The organism is Streptomyces akebiae, assembly GCF_019599145.1.
Lineage (GTDB): Bacteria > Actinomycetota > Actinomycetes > Streptomycetales > Streptomycetaceae > Streptomyces > Streptomyces akebiae.
The window spans coordinates 9,746,768-9,765,677 of the sequence record NZ_CP080647.1; the positions used below are offsets into that span (position 1 = coordinate 9,746,768).

At 67.9% G+C, this 18,910-nt stretch carries 16 protein-coding genes and 5 pseudogenes; 9 read left to right on the forward strand and 12 right to left on the reverse strand.

Translation table 11 applies throughout. The annotated features are described in order from the left end of the window. Nucleotides 1-160: 160 nt before the first annotated feature. Both K1J60_RS42180 and K1J60_RS42185 read left to right on the forward strand, forming a co-directional pair. The gene (locus tag K1J60_RS42180) at nucleotides 161-1,249 is read left to right on the forward strand and encodes a PP2C family protein-serine/threonine phosphatase (RefSeq protein ID WP_220650830.1); all 1,089 of its coding nucleotides are present in this window, start codon (nucleotides 161-163) and stop codon (nucleotides 1,247-1,249) included. A 33-nt stretch (nucleotides 1,250-1,282) separates the two neighbouring features. Further along, the gene (locus tag K1J60_RS42185) at nucleotides 1,283-1,816 is read left to right on the forward strand and encodes a MarR family winged helix-turn-helix transcriptional regulator (protein ID WP_220650831.1); all 534 of its coding nucleotides are present in this window, start codon (nucleotides 1,283-1,285) and stop codon (nucleotides 1,814-1,816) included. 403 nt (nucleotides 1,817-2,219) lie between these two features. Here the strand turns inward: K1J60_RS42185 and K1J60_RS42190 are convergent, their stop codons facing one another. The 10 genes and pseudogenes from K1J60_RS42190 to K1J60_RS42235 form a co-directional block, all read right to left on the reverse strand. Continuing rightward, a complete protein-coding gene (locus tag K1J60_RS42190; RefSeq protein ID WP_037723406.1) occupies nucleotides 2,220-2,975 on the reverse strand; it encodes a DUF4142 domain-containing protein in 756 nt (251 codons plus the stop codon). 441 nt (nucleotides 2,976-3,416) lie between these two features. Then, complete coding sequence (locus K1J60_RS42195; RefSeq protein ID WP_220650832.1) at nucleotides 3,417-3,884, reverse strand: STAS domain-containing protein; 468 nt, start codon at nucleotides 3,882-3,884, stop codon at nucleotides 3,417-3,419. 658 nt (nucleotides 3,885-4,542) lie between these two features. Continuing rightward, the gene (locus K1J60_RS42200; protein ID WP_220650833.1) at nucleotides 4,543-4,683 is read right to left on the reverse strand and encodes a hypothetical protein; all 141 of its coding nucleotides are present in this window, start codon (nucleotides 4,681-4,683) and stop codon (nucleotides 4,543-4,545) included. Between the two features lie 27 nt (nucleotides 4,684-4,710). Next, a pseudogene (locus tag K1J60_RS42205) lies at nucleotides 4,711-5,199 on the reverse strand (transposase); the annotation flags it as partial. Between the two features lie 121 nt (nucleotides 5,200-5,320). Beyond that, complete coding sequence (locus K1J60_RS42210) at nucleotides 5,321-6,091, reverse strand: transposase (protein ID WP_220650834.1); 771 nt, start codon at nucleotides 6,089-6,091, stop codon at nucleotides 5,321-5,323. Beyond that, nucleotides 6,088-6,573: a transposase family protein gene (locus tag K1J60_RS47320; RefSeq protein ID WP_220650835.1), complete on the reverse strand. Its 486-nt coding sequence runs from the start codon at nucleotides 6,571-6,573 to the stop codon at nucleotides 6,088-6,090. The genes K1J60_RS42210 and K1J60_RS47320 overlap by 4 nt, the downstream gene beginning before the upstream one ends. Before the next feature lie 251 nt (nucleotides 6,574-6,824). Next, a complete protein-coding gene (gene solA / locus K1J60_RS42220; RefSeq protein ID WP_220650836.1) occupies nucleotides 6,825-7,973 on the reverse strand; it encodes an N-methyl-L-tryptophan oxidase in 1,149 nt (382 codons plus the stop codon). A 19-nt stretch (nucleotides 7,974-7,992) separates the two neighbouring features. Continuing rightward, entirely contained in the window at nucleotides 7,993-9,600 is a 1,608-nt protein-coding gene (locus tag K1J60_RS42225; protein ID WP_398684342.1) for an FAD-binding oxidoreductase, read from the reverse strand. Between the two features lie 161 nt (nucleotides 9,601-9,761). After that, nucleotides 9,762-10,247, reverse strand: a complete 486-nt coding sequence (locus K1J60_RS42230) for a RidA family protein (protein ID WP_220650837.1) — start codon at nucleotides 10,245-10,247, stop codon at nucleotides 9,762-9,764. A gap of 89 nt (nucleotides 10,248-10,336) precedes the next feature. After that, a complete protein-coding gene (locus tag K1J60_RS42235) occupies nucleotides 10,337-11,017 on the reverse strand; it encodes a haloacid dehalogenase type II (RefSeq protein ID WP_220650838.1) in 681 nt (226 codons plus the stop codon). Between the two features lie 259 nt (nucleotides 11,018-11,276). Between K1J60_RS42235 and K1J60_RS42240 the strand changes: the two genes are divergently transcribed. Both K1J60_RS42240 and K1J60_RS42245 read left to right on the forward strand, forming a co-directional pair. Next, on the forward strand, nucleotides 11,277-11,963 hold the full coding sequence (locus K1J60_RS42240; protein ID WP_220650839.1) for a GntR family transcriptional regulator: 687 nt from the start codon (nucleotides 11,277-11,279) through the stop codon (nucleotides 11,961-11,963). A gap of 153 nt (nucleotides 11,964-12,116) precedes the next feature. Beyond that, nucleotides 12,117-12,392 (forward strand): annotated as a pseudogene (locus K1J60_RS42245) (HAD family hydrolase); the annotation flags it as partial. Nucleotides 12,393-12,458: 66 nt separating this feature from the next. On the opposite strand, the pseudogene K1J60_RS42250 reads toward K1J60_RS42245, so the two are convergent. After that, nucleotides 12,459-12,641 (reverse strand): annotated as a pseudogene (locus K1J60_RS42250) (IS5/IS1182 family transposase); the annotation flags it as partial. A 107-nt stretch (nucleotides 12,642-12,748) separates the two neighbouring features. Further along, nucleotides 12,749-13,291 (reverse strand): annotated as a pseudogene (locus K1J60_RS42255) (NAD(P)/FAD-dependent oxidoreductase); the annotation flags it as partial. Between the two features lie 391 nt (nucleotides 13,292-13,682). Here K1J60_RS42255 and K1J60_RS42260 point away from each other — a divergent pair. The 5 genes and pseudogenes from K1J60_RS42260 to K1J60_RS47325 all read left to right on the forward strand — a co-directional run. Then, nucleotides 13,683-14,171, forward strand: coding sequence for a RidA family protein (locus K1J60_RS42260; protein ID WP_220650840.1), 489 nt, complete (start codon nucleotides 13,683-13,685; stop codon nucleotides 14,169-14,171). A gap of 136 nt (nucleotides 14,172-14,307) precedes the next feature. Further along, nucleotides 14,308-15,417 (forward strand): alanine racemase, encoded by a 1,110-nt coding sequence (locus K1J60_RS42265; RefSeq protein WP_220650841.1) that lies wholly within the window; start codon nucleotides 14,308-14,310, stop codon nucleotides 15,415-15,417. Between the two features lie 76 nt (nucleotides 15,418-15,493). Next, nucleotides 15,494-16,228, forward strand: coding sequence for an SDR family NAD(P)-dependent oxidoreductase (locus tag K1J60_RS42270; protein WP_220650842.1), 735 nt, complete (start codon nucleotides 15,494-15,496; stop codon nucleotides 16,226-16,228). A gap of 499 nt (nucleotides 16,229-16,727) precedes the next feature. Beyond that, nucleotides 16,728-18,005: a DUF418 domain-containing protein gene (locus tag K1J60_RS42275; RefSeq protein ID WP_220650843.1), complete on the forward strand. Its 1,278-nt coding sequence runs from the start codon at nucleotides 16,728-16,730 to the stop codon at nucleotides 18,003-18,005. A 190-nt stretch (nucleotides 18,006-18,195) separates the two neighbouring features. Then, nucleotides 18,196-18,441, forward strand: a pseudogene (locus tag K1J60_RS47325) (two-component sensor histidine kinase); the annotation flags it as partial. Nucleotides 18,442-18,910 lie beyond the last annotated feature (469 nt).

The following is an 18,910-nucleotide window of genomic DNA, read 5'->3' on the forward strand; positions in this document are numbered from 1 at the left end:
GGTCTCCATGAGCCGGTGGAATGTCGGATCTCGGCATCGATTCGGTAAAGGGCCGGAGCGAGAGCCGTGCCGTCGCAGCAATCCTTGCATAGTCTAAGTGTTGAGGAGGGGTGTCTGCGCAGGGCGGCTCTCCAGTGCCGCGACACCGCTGGAGAGCGCCATGACCATGAAAGAGCCACCGTCCCACGGCACGCTGCTGTCCTGCATGCCGGTCGCGGTGATGGCCGTGGTGACAGGTGTGGACGTCGTGGCGGGGCCCGGGGTGGGACTGCTCCCGCTGGTCTCCCTCGGGCCGGCCTTCTCCGGGCTGGTCGGGGGATGGCGGCGTACCGCCGTCATCGGTGTGGTGGCGCTGCTGCTGTGCGTGGGACTCGGCCTGTACAACGGCCTGTTCGAGGCGAGCCGGGGCTTCGCGGCCCTGGGGTCGGTGGCCGGGGTCACCGGGGTGGGTATCGCCGCCGCCGTGATGCGCTCGCGCCGGGAAACGGAGTTGGCCGGTGTCCGCTCGATCGCCGAGGTCGCCCAGCGGGTCCTGCTGCGACCGGTGCCGCTGACGGCGGGCCCGCTGCGGGTGGCGGTGTCGTACACCTCCGCCGTGGCCGAGGCGCGGATCGGGGGCGATCTGTACGAGGTGGTCGCCTCGCCGCACGGTGTGCGGGTGATCGTCGGTGATGTGCAGGGCAAGGGGCTGGCCGCCGTCGAGACGGCCGCCGTGGTGCTCGGTGCCTTCCGGGAGGCAGCGCACGACGAACCTGACCTGGTGGGGCTCGGCGAGCGGCTGGAGCGGAGTGTCGCCCGGGAACTGGAGGGGGAGAAGTTCGTCACGGCGATCCTTGCCGAGTTCGGCTCCGATCACGAAGTGGTGTTCGTCAACTACGGTCACCCGGATCCGATGCGGGTGCGCCGGGACGGCACCGCCGACTTCCCGCAGCCTCCTTCCTATGCCCTGCCGCTTGGGTTGGGCGCTCCCGGGAGCGACGGCCCGAAACCGTACCCGGTGTCCTTCGCACCCGGTGAGCAGTTACTTCTGTACACCGACGGCGTCACCGAGGCACGCGACGATCAAGGAGCCTTCTATCCGCTCGCCGAACGGGCGCATCTGCTGAAAGGCCCTGACCCGCACAGCGCGTTGACCGCGTTGCGTGAGGACGTGGTGCGGCACGCCGCTGGTCCGCCGCACGACGACGCCGCCATGCTCCTGCTGCGCTACCACGGTCATGGAATGGGAAAATCTGTTCCTGCCGATTGAGCACGCGGGTGCCTCAGCGCGTAGAAAGGGGACATGGCGGAACGTAGGACCCCTTCAAGGGGCGTGGACGATGTCGACGCGGTCACCCGTGCGGTGCTGACCGCGTCACGGCTGTTGGTGGCGGTGTCGGCCAGATCCCTGGCCGAGGTCGAGGAGCGGGTGACGCTGCCGCAGTTCCGCATGCTGGTGGTGCTGTCGACCCGTGGCGCCACCAAACTCGTCGTGCTCGCTGACCTGCTCCAGGTCGCGCCGTCCACAGCCATGCGCATGGTCGACCGGCTGATCGCTGCCGGGCTCGCCGACCGCCGGATCAACCCGGATAACCGCCGCGAGACCATGCTCCAGCTGACCGACGAGGGGCGGCGAACGGTCGCCGACGTCACCGCCCGGCGCCGTACAGAGATCGCCACGATCGTCGAACGGCTCGTGCCGGACCAGCGGACGGCGCTCGTGGACGCGCTCACCGCGTTCAACGAGGCGGGCATGGAGCCACTGGCCCCGATGACGGACGACCCGGAGCTGTATCCCCTGGGCTGGGTGGACGCGACGGTGGGGTACGGCGCCTGAGGGCATGCCCCGGGCACGCGGCCATTGCCGTCGTGCGCGCTGGTCGGCCGATCCGACCTGCCCGCTGACCGGTATCGCACTAGTCAGGGAAGCCGTGATGGGCGGGTAAGGGGGCGAGGGCTCTTGATCTGCGCGCCGTATCGGGGCAGCCGCGGCACGCGACAGCGGACGACTTGTAGGCGGGGCGGTCCGCGATGCGTCGGTGACCGCGGGGCGGAGGGCGGACTGATGTCCCATGTGCCGAGGTTCGGCATTGCCGCTCTGGCCGTGGTGCACGGGTCGTCGATGCGGTAGCGGTCCCGCGTTCCTCCCGTATGTGCGCTCCTTTCGTGCGGCGGCCCGGACCCGGCCTCGTCCCGCCCTCGCTTGAGGACGAGGCCGGCGTGGCGGGTCGGTGGTCGCGTCACTTGGACGACGGTGAGGGATCAGGAGTCGGGCCTGCTGTCGGGGCAGCGGTCTGCACATCCAGATCCGGGCGCGGGGTCAGGACGACCATGGGGGCTCCCTGCTGGGGAACCGGAGGGGTGACCTGTTCGCTGGGGAGCTTCGGCGGGTTGGTCTGCTGGTAGTTGACCTGGTCGTGGTTGACCAGGCCGGTCTTCTCCAGCACGGTGATGTGGTCGAGCACGGTGTCGTTGGCCAGGTCCGCCAACTGACGCACGAGGGTGTTGCGCGTACTGGCGCGGATCTTGGCGATGGCCGGGAAGATCTGGCCGTGCGTGACACGCATGATCTGCACCGCGGTGGAGTCGAACTCCTTGCCCTTGGCCGCGTCCACAGTCGCCACGAACTGCTGCTGTTGCGGGCTCGCCTGGTTGTTGAGCGTGATGTTCAGCTCGGGGGCGATCTTCCGGCACATCTCGTCGAGGCCGGCGTGGCCGACGATCAGGTGTTCGCCGGCCTCCTTCATCTCCGGCGTCGTACCGCGCTCCATGGCCATTTCACCGAGGGGGTACTCCCAGAGTCCTGCGGAGCGGACCTTGATGACGAAGTCACGGTCGGCTTCTGTGAGCGGCCCGTAGGGGGTGTTGGCGATGATCCGCTCTGTTCCCGTGGCCGTCTTCTCGACTCCCAGCATCGCGGGGTAGGCGAGCGCGGCGACGGTCAGCAGCAGACCGCCGCTGACGAAGATCGTTCCGATGTTCCAAGTGCGGGGCATGGCAGCTCCTGGCAGCGGGTGGCCGCACCCTGGGTCCGGCGCGTGGCACCGGACCCACCGTGCGGATGGGTCGCCAGGGGGTACGGATGGAACGGGCGAATGAATCATTGCGCTGGGTAAATTTTGCAGTGTGATTGAAGCGGTATCCCGGATGCTGGGGTGCAGATCTCCCTGACCTGGGGGAAGGGCGGAGGGCCGGTGCTTCCGTCACATGAACACCGGCGCCGATGAGGGGCCTCATGGGCGCCGACGGCCACGACCTCGCATTGGCTTGCAGGCGCGGGTGTCGTCGGCGCCGGGTTGTGGGAGGGGAGAGTCCGGTGCAGCGCGGCCCACAGGCTTTCGGCCGCCGCCTATGGAGACCTGATCTGCCGTCCCGACTCCATTCATGGACGCCGCGAGGGGCTGCGCGCAAGATCTAGCCAGGCGCGGCCGGAGATGTCAGGAGAAACGTCGGCGATCAGGCGGAACCGGGCCAGGGGTGTCCAGAACCTTGCGGAGGACGGGCGGACCGGCTCTTTCTGCAGCAGCCCGCGTAGCGGCACTGAGTTCGGCGACCTGTACCTCGATGCCTGCCACGGACAGTGCCTGCCGGATACCCAGCAGCGTGTACAGGCTTGCGGAATCGCAGAAGGTGATACCGGAGAGGTTCAGTACCAGTAGGCCGCCAGGTGAACGGGCGGCAAGTCCAGCCAGGTACTCGCGCAAGCTCGCGGAGGTGTCGATGTCGAGCTCCCCTGCGAGATGTAGCTCCAGCAGGGGAGGGGATTGACCACCGGCGATGGGCTGGATCGAAAGCCTTGAGCTCCCGACCTCCAGCAGGTCCTCCCCATGGTGAGGCGGAACGCCACTACTCATCGGCTTGGCGGCTGTTGTCTCGTCCTCGGGGTTGGACTGGGGCGGTTTCATCGCGCGTCTTCCGGTTAGAGCGGTCTCCGTACGCCGACCAGACTTCCCGGCACTCCAGGCGGGCTGCCCCTCCACCTGGCCAATCTTTGCATAAGGCAAATGAATGCGCCAGTGGAGCTCAGGTCCTCCCGCGGGCTGGGGATCCTTTTGCCCTCAGCAACTCCGGAAGGGGCCATGCCGGTCCCCCGGCCCGCCTCGACCAGGTCTTCGTCCCGTTTCCGGCACGGCGATTCGACCGGCCATGGGATACGGGCTGTTGCGCCGTTCACGGATGACGCTCACGCAGCGTGGCTGCGAACTCCTCTGTTCAGGTCTGCGAGGGGGCTTGGCTGTGGACGATCCGCCGGAGACGCGCTTGCGAGGCCACGGCCTACCGTCTCCTGAGGGACTGTCCCAAGGCCCAGGCAGCGGATGCGACGGAATCTGCCCACGGCGCGCTCGACGCCGTGATGGTGGACCGGCTTGACGGGGGTGTCCTGCCGATGGCCACGGACTCCTCACTACCGGCACCCGCGATCATCGTCGTCGCCCTGGTGCTCAGAACGGCACTCGGCGAAGTCCGTCACCGAGGAACCGCCCGCGAACAATGGGCGTTTACCACCGACCGTCGCACTGGGGCAGCCGGAGCGGGTCGTGTCCCTTGTCGTGGTGTAGCCGATCATTCGGCGGTCGTGTGGGTGGTGTTGGGTAGCGCGGGGGCGCTTTCGGGGCGCTCGGCGGGGTAGAGCTGGTCCATGCTTCCCTCGGGCAGGTAGCGGCGGGGGAAGGCGATCCATTCGTCGTGCAGTTCGAAGAGCACGGCGGTGACCAGCCGCAGGAGTGCTTAGACGTACGGGAAGCGGACGTGGTCCAGGGGCCGGGCACGGAACGCGGTCAGCTGACCGTCCAGGTCCTGGCAGATCCGCGAGACCTCGATCTTGGAGATCCCGGTGTCCGCGCCGAGGGCCTTGACCAGGTCGTCGACCGACCGCGTGGACACGCCGTGGACGTAGGCCTCCATGATGACCGCATACAGGGCCTGGTCGATGCGGCGGCGCCGCTCCAGCAGCGCGGGGAAGAAGCTCCCCGACCGCAGCTTGGGGATCGCGAGGTCCAGGTCGCCGGCCTGGGTGCTGATCGTCTTGTCGCGGTGGCCGTTGCGAAGCGCGGTGCGCGTGTCGGTGTGCTCGTTCCATTCCGCGCCGATCCGGGCAGTGGCCTCGGCCTCGATCAGCTCCTGGAGCATCCGCTCAGCCACATGGCGGACGAGTTCGAGCCCGTCCGACGAACGTAGTGACTCAAGCAGCCGGAGTAAGTCATGCTGAGACAGGGCCATCCTGCACCTCCCGCGTTGAACTGCCCGTTCACTACGGAGAGTTGCACGATGGCCCACCTTGCGGGCAGGGAGCGAAAGCCCATCGACATACGCCCCCGGCGCACTCCCTAACCGTGATCGGCTACACCACCTCAAGGGACGCCATCCGCACGGGAAGGGTGCTTGCGAGGCGATCGTCGTGCGGGAACGCTTCACGGAGCTGCTGCACGTACCTCTTCACGACACTCTCGCCGCCGGGGTAGCCGCGCTCACGCAGTTCCTCGAACAGGCGGCGGGCGACGGTGCAGCCCTCGGCCCACCGCTGATGCAGATAGGGCTTGTAGGGATCGAGGATGCTGCTGCGGCCGGTCCACTGTCCCACCAGCAGTTCGTCTGCGGTGGCCGCGCGGGCCAGGCGGCGCACGGTGTTGCGGGCGAGGCCGAGCCGGCGGCCGATCGTCCGCATGCCGAGCCCGTCGTCGAGCAGGGCGTGGACGGCTGCGTGCTGTTCGCGCACCCGGTCCGACAGGCGGCCGGAGTGTCGCGGTTCGCCTGAGGGACGCGGCGCGAGCTCCGGGGTCTTCACGGGCGCGGCGGTGCGGATCAGGCTGGTCTCCTCTGGCTCGCGCAGCAGGGCGCGGTGCTGGATGACCGTCTTCTCGACGGCCTCGACGAGGTTTTTCCAGATGTGCCACCGGTCCGCGACGTGGACCGCGTCTGGGGCGCCGAGCCGTCCGGCCTCGGCGTATGCGGTCGAGCGGTCACGGCAGATCACCTCGACGCCGGGGTGGTCGGCGAGCCAAGCGGACACCGTGGCCGTGGTGCGGTCGGGCAGCAGATCAACCGGACGACGTGTGTCGATGTCCACCAGGATCATGCCGTAGTTGTGTCCCTTGCGCAGGGGCAAACTCATCCACTCCCAGCACCCGCGGCGTGTGCACTTCGGGTTCCGGCAGGCGGCGTATCAGCCGCAGCAGTGTCGACCGGCTCGCCCGGACCGCGAGTGTGTCCGCCAGGCGGGCCCCGGCCCGGCCCGCCAGCATCGGCCACCCGCTGCAGCACCGTCTGTAGCCCGGTGCTTCGCCTCCCGTGCCGGAAGGTCAGGCCATCGACCTGCTCTGCGAACGTGGCCTGCCTGCAGGCGCGGTCACGGCAGCGGAACCGCCGGACCTGTAACTCGATCACCACAGGACGCCCGGCGACCGCGGTGTCTCCGAGGCGGCGTACGTATCGGCTGTGCACCCGGCCTGACGACGTCCCGCAGGCGTGACACGCGGCCTGCTCCGCCGATGCACGGGCCCGCACGAGCACCAACTCGCCCTCGACTACTGCCTTTTCGATCACAACGCCTTCGGCCTGGTGGAACCACAGGTCCTGGAGGAACACATCACCCACGGCCGTTCATGATCGCGGTCGTGGTGACCCTCCGTGGCTCCGGCACGGAAAGTGATCCAGAACCAGAATTCAGGCGTCGCCGAGAGCTGAAGCTGGTTGGCAAAAGCGCAGGTCGACGTGATGCTCAGGAGACATCTAGCGGCTGTGGTCACACCTGCACCGTTGCGGGACATCAAGAGTTGAGTCCTGCCACGACCGTCAGCCGGATGGTGATACCGAGGCCACTGCGCCGAGGCGGCAGGAGTGGGCGGTTACCTGGTCTTGAACCGGTCCGGACGCACGAAGTCCAGGCCTTCGAAGGTCTGCTTGCCGAGCGCCTCGTGTGCGGCGATGTGGCCATAACCGGTGGCCATTTTGAAGCCCTTTCCGGAAAATCCGGTGGCGCAGTAGATGCTGCTGTTCTGATCCAGCCAGCCGATGAGGGGATGCCTGTCCTGGGTGAAGAGGTCGGGGAAGGCGTCGGCGCGCGCGATGGTGGGGATCAGGCCGGGGAAGAATTCTGTGACGATCTCGGTGACCTTTTCGGTTTCTTCCCGGGTGAGTTCCCTGGGCAAGGCGTCCGGGTCGGGGGTTGCCCTTGCGCGGCCGGCCAGCGGTCCGTCCACCGATGCCTTGACCGTCACGCCGTCGACGGCGGGTGCGCCGTACAGGGAGCGATCCTCGTACCACCGGCTGAAGGCGGGGAAGTTCTCCGGCGAGAACTGTGTGCCGTCCTGGGCGATGAACCAGGTCAGGACGAGACGATGGGTTTCGGTGACGGCCTTGAGGTGGTCGGGCATGAGTTTTCGGGACCAGCCGCCCGAGGCGACGATGGCCTTCTCGAACGTCCAGGTTCTGTCGCCCGAGGTGACGACGACGCCATGGTCGGTTTCGGTGATGCTGTCCACGGGTGTGTTCTGAAGAACGGTGGCACCGTTCGCCTGGGCCGCCGCGACGGCGGCGCTGACGGCGCGGTCGGTGCGCAGAACGCCGCCGTGGGGGTCGTAGACGGCGCAGTCGTCGGGGCGGAGATTGTGCTGCGGGTAGCGTTCGGCCAACTCCTCCCGGCTGAGGACGTAGTGCTCGGCTCCGGTGATGCGCGTGGCCTCGAGGAGGCTGTTGATGTAGCTGCCGTTCGCTGTCCCGATGGACAGTCCCCCGGTAGGCGTGAGGATGTCCTGCTGCCCGGTTTCGGCTTCGAGCTCGGCCCAGAGGCTGCGGGAGCGTTCGATGATGGGGTAGTACTCGGGCCTCCCGAGGTAGACCATGCGGAACAGGCGGGTGTCCCCGCCCACGGCACTGCGGCCGTGAGCAGGGGTGGCTGCCTCGAAGCCCACCACCGAGCCGGACAGCCGGGAGGCCTGCCACAGGGCCATGCTTCCGATGCTGCCCAGGCCGATGACTGCGAGTTGTGCGTCCATGAGAGCGATTCCTTCTCGTCTACTCGTGAAGTCCGGCGAGGCGGCTGCCGAATCGGGCCAGGAGTGAGGTCTTGCTGGAGCCCCTGCGCTCTTCCCACTGGTCCGCGATACCGAAGAGCCGGTACATGGCATGAACACCCAGCCAGCGGATGGGCTCCGGTTCCCACTTCGGCGCCCGGTAGCCCACCCAGGGAAGCGTGGTCCGTTCGGTTTTCTTCTCGAAGGCGAGCTCCACGAGAGTCCTGCCGCCGACATAGGCCGCCGTGACACCGTGTCCCGCGTAGCCGGTGGACGATCCGATCCCGGATGCCGGGTCCCAGTGCACGCCGCCGTTCCAGTCACGCGTGACGCCCAGGACTCCCGACCAGGCGTGATCCACCTCGAAGGGGATGCCCGGGAAGAAGGTACTGAGCTTGTGCGAGATCAGGTCGATGGTGGACTGGGCGGTCGCACCGGCTCCCCCCGTGCCGGACCCGAAGCGGTAGGGGACACCACGGCCCCCCATGGCGATACGGCCGTCCGACGTCCGCTGGGAGTAGGTGAACGTGTGAGCGGAGTCGTTGAGGCACTGGGGCCCGTCCCAGCCGATCTGCTGCCACGCCTCCTCCGGCAGGGGCTTGGTCACGATCATCGAGGAATTGACCGGGATCAGGCTCCGGCGGCCCAGCAGCTGTCCCGAATAGCCTTCGGTGCAGATGAACGTCTTCGCCGCGGTGACACGCCCGTCGGCCAGGGTGAGGGTCTTGCCCTCGACACGGTCCACGCGGCTGCTCTCGTAGATCCTGACGCCCATGGAGGTCAGGGTGTCGGCGAGGCCGTAGACGAGTTTCGCGGGGTGGATCCGCGCGCAGTGCTTGTAGAAGAGTCCGCCGTGGACGGTGGAGATGTTGATCCGGGACTGGAACTCGTCCCGGTCGAGCACGTGGACTTCGCCGTCGGTCAGCCCGTACTTCAGTTCGGCATCACGCCGGGTGACAAGCCGGCCCAGCCCCGCCCGCGTGTGGGCGGCGACGAGCGCTCCGCCCTTGTGCTGATCGGCATCGATTCCCTCGGCCTCAAGGATGTCCAGGACCGCGTCGACGCCGGCGACGAACTCCTGCTGCAGCGCCCGGCTCGCCTCCAGCCCTCCGCCGGCGCGGGCGAAGGTGGCACGGTTTCCCGGCGGCATGGCCGAGAGCCAGCCACCATTGCGCCCCGACGCGCCGTAGCCCACCTGCTCCGCCTCGAAGACGGCGACCGAGAGCGACGGTTCGAGCTTCTTGGCGAAGTAGGCCGCCCACAGGCCGGTGTAGCCGCCGCCGACAATGGCCACGTCGACGGAGTCCTGGCCGGTGAAACGGGGGAACGAGGGCTTCTTGTCGGCCAGTTGGGCCACCCAGAAGCCGAGCTCTCCGTTTCGGGGTGGTGCCGCAAGCGCGTTCATGTCGTGTCCTTCTTCTGTGTCTGGGAACCGTGCGGGCCGGTACTGGAAGGCGGTGTGGCCGCCGTCGACGGGGCGGGTTGCCCCGGTGATGTACGAGGACTCAGACGACGCGAGGAAGAGGACGGCGGCGGCGATCTCCTCGGGGGAGTGGCGAGGTGCCTGAGCGGGTGCCGGCGCCGGGCCCGAGGCCCCACGCCCGCGGATGGGGGCCTCGGGGCCGCTGACCTGCGCTGGAGGGAGGCCTTGATAGGTGCGTTGTGACGTATGGCCTGGAGTCGAGGCTGTGCTCGGCGCCGAAGTCCTGCACACCGCCGATGGTTCCCCCGTCACGTCGACCGGCACCATCGGCGCTTCGGTACGCGCCGCTACACCGCGGTGCAGATCATCTGGATCTCGACCGGGGTGTTGAGCGGCAGCCCGGCGACACCGATCGCGGTACGGGTGTGCCGTCCGTTCTCGCCCAGTACCTCGATGAGCAGTTCACTGGCCGCGTTGGCGACCTGCGACTGCTCACCGAAGTCCGGCGTACTGGCCACGAAGACCAGCATCTGCACGATCCGGACCCGGTCCAGATCGCCCACCGCCTGAACGGCGGCTGCAAGGCAGTTGAGCACGGCATGGCGCGCGAGCTCCTTCGCGGTCTCCAGCTCCACGTCCCGGCCGACAACGCCCTGACCCAGCAACTCACCTTTTCTATAAGGAAGTTGGCCGGAGATGTGGATGCTGGAGTCCACCGCCCGGTGGTGCACGAAGTATGCGTTGCCGGGAAGGACGGGCAGCTCCAGTCCGATGTTCTGGAGCCTTTCCGAGGCCGAGTCGCCCTTGACGGTCTGAGGCAGGGGCAGGCTCATGCCGCCACCGCCTTGCTGCGGACCATTTCCTCAGTTCTCCTGTTCTCCTGTTCTCGGGTTCTCGGGTTCTCCGGTTCTCCGCTCGGACGTCAGGGGCGCGGGAGGCCGAAGAGGACCGGGAGGTCGGCGATGTCGGTGATCCGCTCGTAGCCGAGCCAGTGCTCGTCGTGCTCGAAGCCGCGGTCGACGTACACCTTGTTCTCGATGCCCATGATGGCCGCGGGTCGGTGGTCGTACATGGGGCTCGCGGAGACGTGGACGATCTCGTCGGGTGTCACGCCGAGCTTGTCAAACATGTACTCGAACGCGCTGAGTCGCGGCTTGTAGACGCCCATCTCCTCGGAGCTGATGATGACCTCGAACGGGGCCTTCAGGTTCTCCGCGAGGCGCACGGCGTGCGCGGTGTCGCTGTTGGTGATGATGACCAGCGGGACCGCCTCGGCCAGGCGGTTCAGCGCCTCGGTGACACCGGGGTACGGGCCCCAGGTGGGGACACGCTCGTACACCGCCCGCGCCTCGTCCTCGCGGTACTCCAGACCGACCTTGCGCGAGGCGCGTTCCATGGAACGCGCGACGATCTGGTGGAACGGCTGGTACGCGCCCGTGCACTCGTCGATCCGGTACGCCTTGCAGATCCGCAGGTACTCATCGGCGACCTCGGCCGGCAGTCGGTCGCCCAGGACCTCACGCATCGTGTCGTTGATACTGAACTTGATCAGCGTTCCGTTCATGTCGAACGTCGCGAACTTGGGCTTGATGTCGAATGCCACTGGTCCTCCTGTGTGTTTGAGTGGAGCAGTCCGACGCTGCGGTCGATTGTCGACCATTCGTCTGGTCGATTGTCGACCAAACATGTCTGACCTGTCAACGGCGCCAGAGGGAGCGCCTTGGGCAGGACGGCGCCGACCCCCTTCTGTACGCATGGAGGTGATCCACCGGCGCAGCCCACTCGATGACGTTGATGCAGCCGACGGAGGTATAGTCGACAAACGACCAAGTGGTCGGCAATCACCGAGGGAGGGCCACGGGGTGGACCACAAGTTCGAGTGGCAGGAGCAGCGGACGACGACTCCTGAGGGCGTCTACCGCACACTGCGAGCGGCCATCCTCGATGGGACCGTGCCTCCTGGTGGCCAGCTGCGCGAGGCGCACATCGCCGCGGATCTCGGCATCAGCCGGTCCCCGCTGCGCGAGGCGCTGACCAAGCTGGAAGAGGAAGGGCTGGTCGTCAAATTTCCCTACCGTGGGGCGTTCGTCGTGGAGGTGAGCGCTCGGGAGGTCGCCGAGATCGACTCGGTCCGGCTGCGTGTCGAGCCGTACGCCGCCGAGCTCTCGGCCGAAGCGCTGCGTGGTCCTGAGCGGCCCCAGTTGCTGCAAACCGTCGAGGATCTCCGCCGGGCCATGGAGAAGGACGACATCCCGGCCAGCATCGACGCGCACCTCCGATTCCACAGGCTCTTCTACGATCTCTCGGGCCACGGCGTCCTGCAGAGTCTCTGGAACGGCTGGGAGACCAAGCTGCGCCTCCATCTCAGCGTCGACCACCGCACCTACAGCGACGACCCGCAGCAATTGGTCGTCGAGCACGAGCGGTTGGCCGCCGTTGCCCTGGAAGGCGACACCGACGCGTTCCGCCAGGAACTGGCTGCCCATTTCCCCATGGGGCTGGGGGCCGAGGCGGGAGATCCGGGGGAGCCCGCGTCCCGGCATCTCTGAGTCCATGCCGCCTGCGTGAAACATCCAAGCCCGCTCGCCACGGCGTCGACTCCGCTGCGTTCGTGCCTCCTGTCGTGGCCGCGATCGGTCGGCTTCCGTCCGGCAACTGCCGCGCGCACGGTGACGAACCCGCCCGCGCACCGCGACCAGGCAATGCGCCGATGTCGCCGACTCCCCGGTGTCACCGAGGCGCTGAACCGCCTGGCCGAGGCGGTTCCGCTGGTCATCATCACCAACAGCGACACCGCGCACGCCGTGCGCCTCGCGGAGAACCTGAAGGCCCCGTTCGAGGTCATCATCAGCGCCGAGGAGATGGGCGTCTACAAGCCGCGACTCAGCGCGTTCGAGTACATGTTTGACAAGCTCGGCGTGACACCCGACGAGATCGTCCACGTCTCCGCGAGCCCCATGTACGACCACCGACCCGCGGCCATCATGGGCATCGAGAACAAGGTGTTCTTCGGCCTCTCGCGCCCTACTGCCCGAGACCGTGTCCTAACTGGTGAGGCGGACGAGGCGCTTGTGGAAGCAGAGCGCGGCAGCCAGCCCGAGAAAAGCCGGGTAGTTGCGGCAACTACGCTCGTAGCGGTGGGTGAGTCTGCGGTAGCCGTACAGCCACGACATCGTCTGCTCGATCACCTGCCTGCGGCGGCCAAGGCGTTCGCTGGACTCGAGTCCAAACCCGTCCGGCACCAACCGCTTGACCAGATCCGTCATGCGCGAAGCAACGAGCACACCAGGGAAACGACGTCCAACGCAACTTGACGAATGCCTCTTGCGGAGGGTCAGAGCAGCCGGTCCTTGGCCTTGTAGTACGCCCCGGCGAAGGGCAGGAACCAGGCGGTGCCGTTGTAGAACGGCACCGGAACCTTGGGGAAGCCGAAGCGGCGCAGGGGGTTGGCCTCCGCGTGGCCGTCCATGACCTCGGCCATGGCGCGGCCCATGTAGGTGGCCATCTGGACGCCGTGGCCGCAGTAACCCATGGAGTAGTAGAGGCCGTTGGCCTCGCCCGCGTGCGGAACGCGGTCGTAGGAGAAGCCGACCATGGCGCCCCATACATAGTCGATCTTCACCCCGGCCACCTGCGGGAAGATCTCGGTCATCTCCCGCTTCAGGACGTCACCGCTCTTGACGTCCGAGGCGGGGTCTGAGGGGGCGAAGCGGGCCCGGCCACCGAAGGCCAGGCGATTGTCCGGGGTGATGCGAATGTAGTGGCCGATGTTCTTGGAGGACACGACCACGCGGTTGTTGGGGATGAACTGCCGGGCCCGCTCCTCGCCCAGTGGCTCGGTGACGATGACGAAGCTGCCGACGTTGATCAGCCGCTTAACTGCGGACGCTTGGCGCTGCTGCCCGGCGGCGTGACCGGGCTGTCGCCGCCAAGGCTGCCGTTCTCATGAAGGGCATGTGGCCTCTGACCGCCGAGCTTTGGCTCCGGCTCTCTCGGTCGCGGCCCCGGCCGGTTGCCTTGCCCCGTCCAGCCGCACACTGGTGCGGCGTCCGGTCCTCAGTCGCGACCAGGGTGGGCCGCTGCGCGCTTGCCCTGAACCCTCACATCGCACTCTCGAACTGATTCCGCGGCCGCGTTCGAGGTTGAAGTTCGTATTGACAGTGCTCGACGGACAGCCATATGGTCGACAAACGACAATAGGTTGACGGTTTTAAGCCGCCATAGGGGGTTTTGTCGCCGCCGTTACTCGAGAGGAGAGCCGAGTACAGATGATCAAGAATCATGAGACGTCGGCGGCGAACACCGACTCGGCTTCCGGTCGGCTTCAGGCCCTGGGGCTGGCCCTTCCCGAGCTCCGGGAGAACCCGTACTACGTGCACCACCGGACGGTGGGCTCCAGTGTCTACATCTCGGGCCAGCTGCCCTACCGGGACGGTCGGCTGCTGGGGCAGGGCACTGTCGGCAGGGACATCGACCTCGAGACGGCGCGGTCACTCGCGCACGATGCCGTGCTGAACTGCCTCGCGGCCGCCGTTCGGGCGGTGGGCGATCTGGACCGGGTCCGGATCGTGCAGATGCTGGTCTTCGTGGCCAGTACGCCGGACTTCGGTGAGCAGTCGCAGGTCGCCAACGCGGCCAGTGAACTGCTCATCGAGGTACTGGGCGAGAACGGACGGCACGCCCGTACCGCGATCGGTGTCGCCGGGCTGCCGCTCAACACCCCGGTCGAGATCCAGATGGTCATCACCGCTGCGTAGGGCGGCCCCGACGGCGGTGTACCCGAGTGCGCGCGATATCGCGGGGCACGCGCGTTCGGCATCGAGGGGAGTCAGCACCCGCGCCCCTCGATCATTTCCCCTCGATCGTTCCAGGCAGAACCACAAGGAGGGCAGCGTGAATCAGCTGCAACGAGCACTCGAGGCTCTGGTCGAGCGGATCGACACCCCCGCGCCGATCGTGCTGGTCGACGTCATGCAGGGCAACATCGACCGCATGCAGGGCTTCGCCGACCAGCACAACATCAAGGTCAGGCCCCACGTCAAGACACACAAGTGCGTGGAGATCGGTCGGCGCCAGATCGAGGCCGGCGCGGTCGGGATCACCGCGGGAAACGTCGGTGAGGCAGAGGTCTTCGCCGCGGCCGGCTTCGACGACATCTTCCTCGCCTACCCGATCTGGGCCGCGGGATCGAAGAAGCCCCGGATCCGCCGGCTCGCCGAGTCCGCCCGGCTGCGGGTCGGCGTCGACAACGTCGCGGCGATCGAAGCCCTCGCCGACGCGATGGGGGACGAACCGGACCGCCTGCAGGTCGTGATCGAGGTCGACTGCGGCGCCCGTCGTTCCGGGGCGCCGCCCGAGCTCGCGGGCGACCTCGCGCTCGCCGCCCGCAAGCGCGGTCTGGTGCCGGCGGGCGTCTTCACCTATCCCGGTCACGGCTGCGCCGGTCGCGACGCTCGCCGGCGTGCCGCGCAGGACCAGGAAGCAGCGCTCACCACCGCGGTACGCAGCCTCGAAGGCGTCGGGGTCACCGCGGAGGTGGTCAGCGCCGGCTCCACGCCCACCGTCGAGTTCTCCACCAGCAGCAGCGTGATCACCGAGATCCGTCCCGGCGAGTACGTCTTCGGCGATCTGAACAACGCCCGGCTGGGTGCTTGCGCGGAGGACCAGATCGCGCTGTTCGTCGCCGGCACCGTGGTCAGCGACTGGGTCCCCGACCAGGTCATCGTCGATGTGGGCAACAAGGCCCTCAGCAAAGAAGGCAGCCCCGAGATCGGCTACGGCGGCATCGCCGGCACGAAGGCGGTCCTGTCCAAGGTCAACGAGTACCACGGATTCCTCCCGCTGCCGGACGGCGACTTCCGCCCCAGCGTCGGAAGCGTCGTACCGGTGGTGCCCAACCATGTATGCCCCGTCGTCCTCGGTTTCGAGGAACTGATCGTCACCGACAGCACGGGCACGTCGCTGGAGCTGTGGCCGGTCGACGCCCGCGGATTCCTCAACTGACCGGCACGGGAGGAGATTCCCGTCCGCCCCAAGCCCCCACCCCGACCGACCTCCCCCGTAATGAGGAGTGCCTGACATGAGACTCAAGAACGTCACGGCCCTGGTGACAGGCGCCAGCAGTGGCATAGGGCAGGCGGTGAGTTCCCACTTCCGCCGTGAGGGCGGGAGACTGCTGCTCACCGGCCGCAGGGAGCGGCTCGACAGCGCTGAGCCCGACGATCTGTACGTTCCCGGAGACCTCAACGACGAGGCGTTCGTCGAGCACCTGGCCAAGCAGGCCGCAGAGACCTTCGGCACCGTCGACGTCGTCGTCCTCAACCACGGCCTGCAGGCGACCAGTTCGCTCACCGAGATGGCCTACGACGATGCGAAGAACGTGCTCGAGAGCAACCTGCTCAGCGCGTTCCTGGTGATGAAGCACTTCGCCCCGCTGATGCCCGAGAACGGCGGCTCGTTCGTCTGCGTCAGTTCACGGCTGGGCATGGTCGGCATGTCCGGGCAGGTCCTGTATTCCGCCGCCAAGGGGGGCCTCATCATGCTCGCCAAGGGCGCCGCGATCGAATGGGCCCCGCGCAACATCCGGGTCAACGTGGTCGCTCCGGGTCTGACCGCCACACCGATCATCGAAGCGGCGTTCCAGCGCAGGCCCGACCCCGAGGGCTACCGCCGTCAGCGCGAGAGCACGATCCCGCTCCAACGCCTCGCCACCCCTGAAGAGGTCGCCGACGCGGTGCTCTTCTTCGCCTCGCGGGAGTCGTCGTACGTGACCGGATCGGTCCTGACCGTCGACGGTGGGTACACCGCTGGCTGAACACCCTGCTGGGCATCACCATCAGCAAGGAGCTGAACGACCTGTTCTCCGTCGCTCCCTCTGCCTCGGGCGTCCGCCGATTGCGACATGAACCGTCGAACAAGCGTCGAGCGCGTGCCCCATTCGCCTGCCCCACTCGAACGGCGTCACCCTCAGTGCGCCCGTGCCGACAACCGTATCCGAGCCACCCGGCCACCTCGGCACGAGCCACGATGCCTCGTATCGGCCTCCGCACATCGGGAACGGTCATGCCCATGAGCGTGTGTCAGATGCCGCTCGGCAGTAGCTCGTCGACCGTGGCCGCGGCCACCAATGCCCGCCCCTGGCCACTACTTCGGTGAACTGATTCGGTGCGGCGGGAAGTGTGCCGGCCGGGCCCGCCGGCCTGTCGGCGCGGCGCGGTTCCGCCGGTCGGCGGGGCAGTCCCAGCCGGTCGGCGGGGGCGTTGCCGAAACCTGTCGGATGTTCCACCTCCTGGCGGCACCGAAGGATTCGTCGTATGACACAGGTAAAGCCGCCGCAGGAACTGTCGGCTCCGCAGAGGAACGCGACTCCACCGCCGAAGGCCTCGTCCGAGTCCGCCGGGCAAGTCTCGGGCCGCCCCTCGATGGGACGCCTGGTCGGGCTGGATCTGGCCCGTGCGCTGGCGGTGTTCGGCATGTACATCGTGCACATCGCCCCGATGGACTCCCCCCAGGGCAGCGTCGGCAGCTGGGTGTACTTCCTGGCCGAGGGACGCTCCTCGGCCCTGTTCGCCACCCTCGCCGGGTTCTCGCTGATGCTGATCGCCGGCCGCCGTGAGCCGAAGACCGGCCTGGCGGGCCGGCAGGCGAAGGCCCGCATCGCGATCCGCGCCGTGATCCTGCTGGCCCTGGGCACCGTGCTGGCGATGGAGTACGGGGACATCATCATCCTCGCCTACTACGGCGTCTACTTCCTCCTCGCACTGCTCCTGGTACGACTGAGCGCCAGGACACTGGCGCTCATCGCGGCCGGGATCGCGCTGGTCATGCCGCAACTGGCGTTCGTTGTGAAGATGTGGCTGAGCGACTCCGTCCAGCAGACCATCAACGCCTACGACCCGCTGGAACGCCTCAGCACCGTGGGAGTACTCGATCTGCTGCTGACGGGCCTCTACCCGACCATCACGTGGATGGCGTTCGTGACCACCGGCATGGCTCTGGCCCGCCTCGACCTGTCCGCCCCCGTCGTCCGGCGGCGCCTGGCCGTCCTCGGTGCCGGCCTCGCCACAGCCGCCTACGGCCTGGCCACACTGCTGACCGGCGCGAGCGCGGTATGGAACGTCGGCGGAGGTGGGGGACCCTCCAGCGGCTCCGGTCCGGGCTCCATGGGCAGCGGCTCCGCGGTCTCCGGCTCCATGGGCAGCGCACCCGGCGGGCCCGAGCTGTCGGCCTCGGACCTGCTGGGCGCCGTGTCCCACACCGGCACCACCTTCGACACCATCGGCTGCGCGGGCATCGCGATCCTCGTGATCGTGGCCACGACGGCGGCGATGGACCGCCTGCCGCTACTGCGCCGCCTGGCGAAGCCGGTCATCGCCGTGGGCACCATGTCCCTGACCGCCTACGTAGGCCACTTCCTCGCACAGTCCGCGTGGCCCGCTTCCGGCGCCGGCACCACGACGTCCTGGGTACCCGTGCTCACGTACATCCTGACAGCGATCGTGTTCGCCACGATCTGGTCCCGCTTCTTCCGCCGCGGCCCTCTGGAGTATCTGCTCAACGCCGCCACCAACCCCGCCAAGTACATCCGCTGATGTCCGGTCGGGGTGGCTCGGCTTCCTGCCCCACCCCGGCCTGCACGGCCCGCTCGGCCCGCAAGGGGACAGCCCTTGCGGGCCTCGGCAGTGGACCTGGCCGACTGATCTCAGCTCCGCCTGACGCCGACCTGCCGTCCGCGGCACGGCCTGGGCAGTGGCCGGCCATGCCTGGGCCAGGGGCCGGGACATGGTCCCCGGGGCAGGATTGTGCGCGGGCCAAGACGCGACAGCCGCCGATGCGGCTGAGGCAACGACGGCTACACCCAGGTTGGTGAACCACGAAGTTGGCAGCCAAAACTTCCGGCGCCGGTTCCCGCTCGTCGTGTTCCTGCTCACCCTGCCCGTCGCGCTGATGCAGGATGTCGCCGTCGCTGTGCTCGCGGCGCTGTTCACCCTGGCCGAACGCTCCCGCAACCGCCGTCTCCTCGCCGTGGCTTGATGTTGAGGTGCTGGGAGACCGCGCGCAGCAGGCAGGGAAAGCGGGGGCTACCTCGCGCCGGCCCCGTGAGCAGCCGCCAAGACATCTCCGGCTACAGCGTCCCGGGGAACTGACGGATCCCTCCTCCGACCAGCGGGGAGGAAACCGGGGATGTTGCCCAACTCGCTCACCAAGTGGCCCCCAATCAGCCGCCCATACCTTGCCGACACCACCAGTCCCTCATGCCGCATCCCACTGGTGGGGGCGGCCGCTCTGCCACCCACCGATCATCGAGAGCCGCGTCCGGGGCGGTTAGGCATGCGGCCTCCAGGAAAAACAACGAGGTCATGGTCGGAATGCGCGAGGCCTACATCCACACTCGTCCCGCTGCGGCGCACGGTCACCCGCCGACCGCCACTCTTGCCCAGCCGATGCACGACCACCAGCGCATCTCCCACATCACCCGTGATCCTCCGCGCACGAT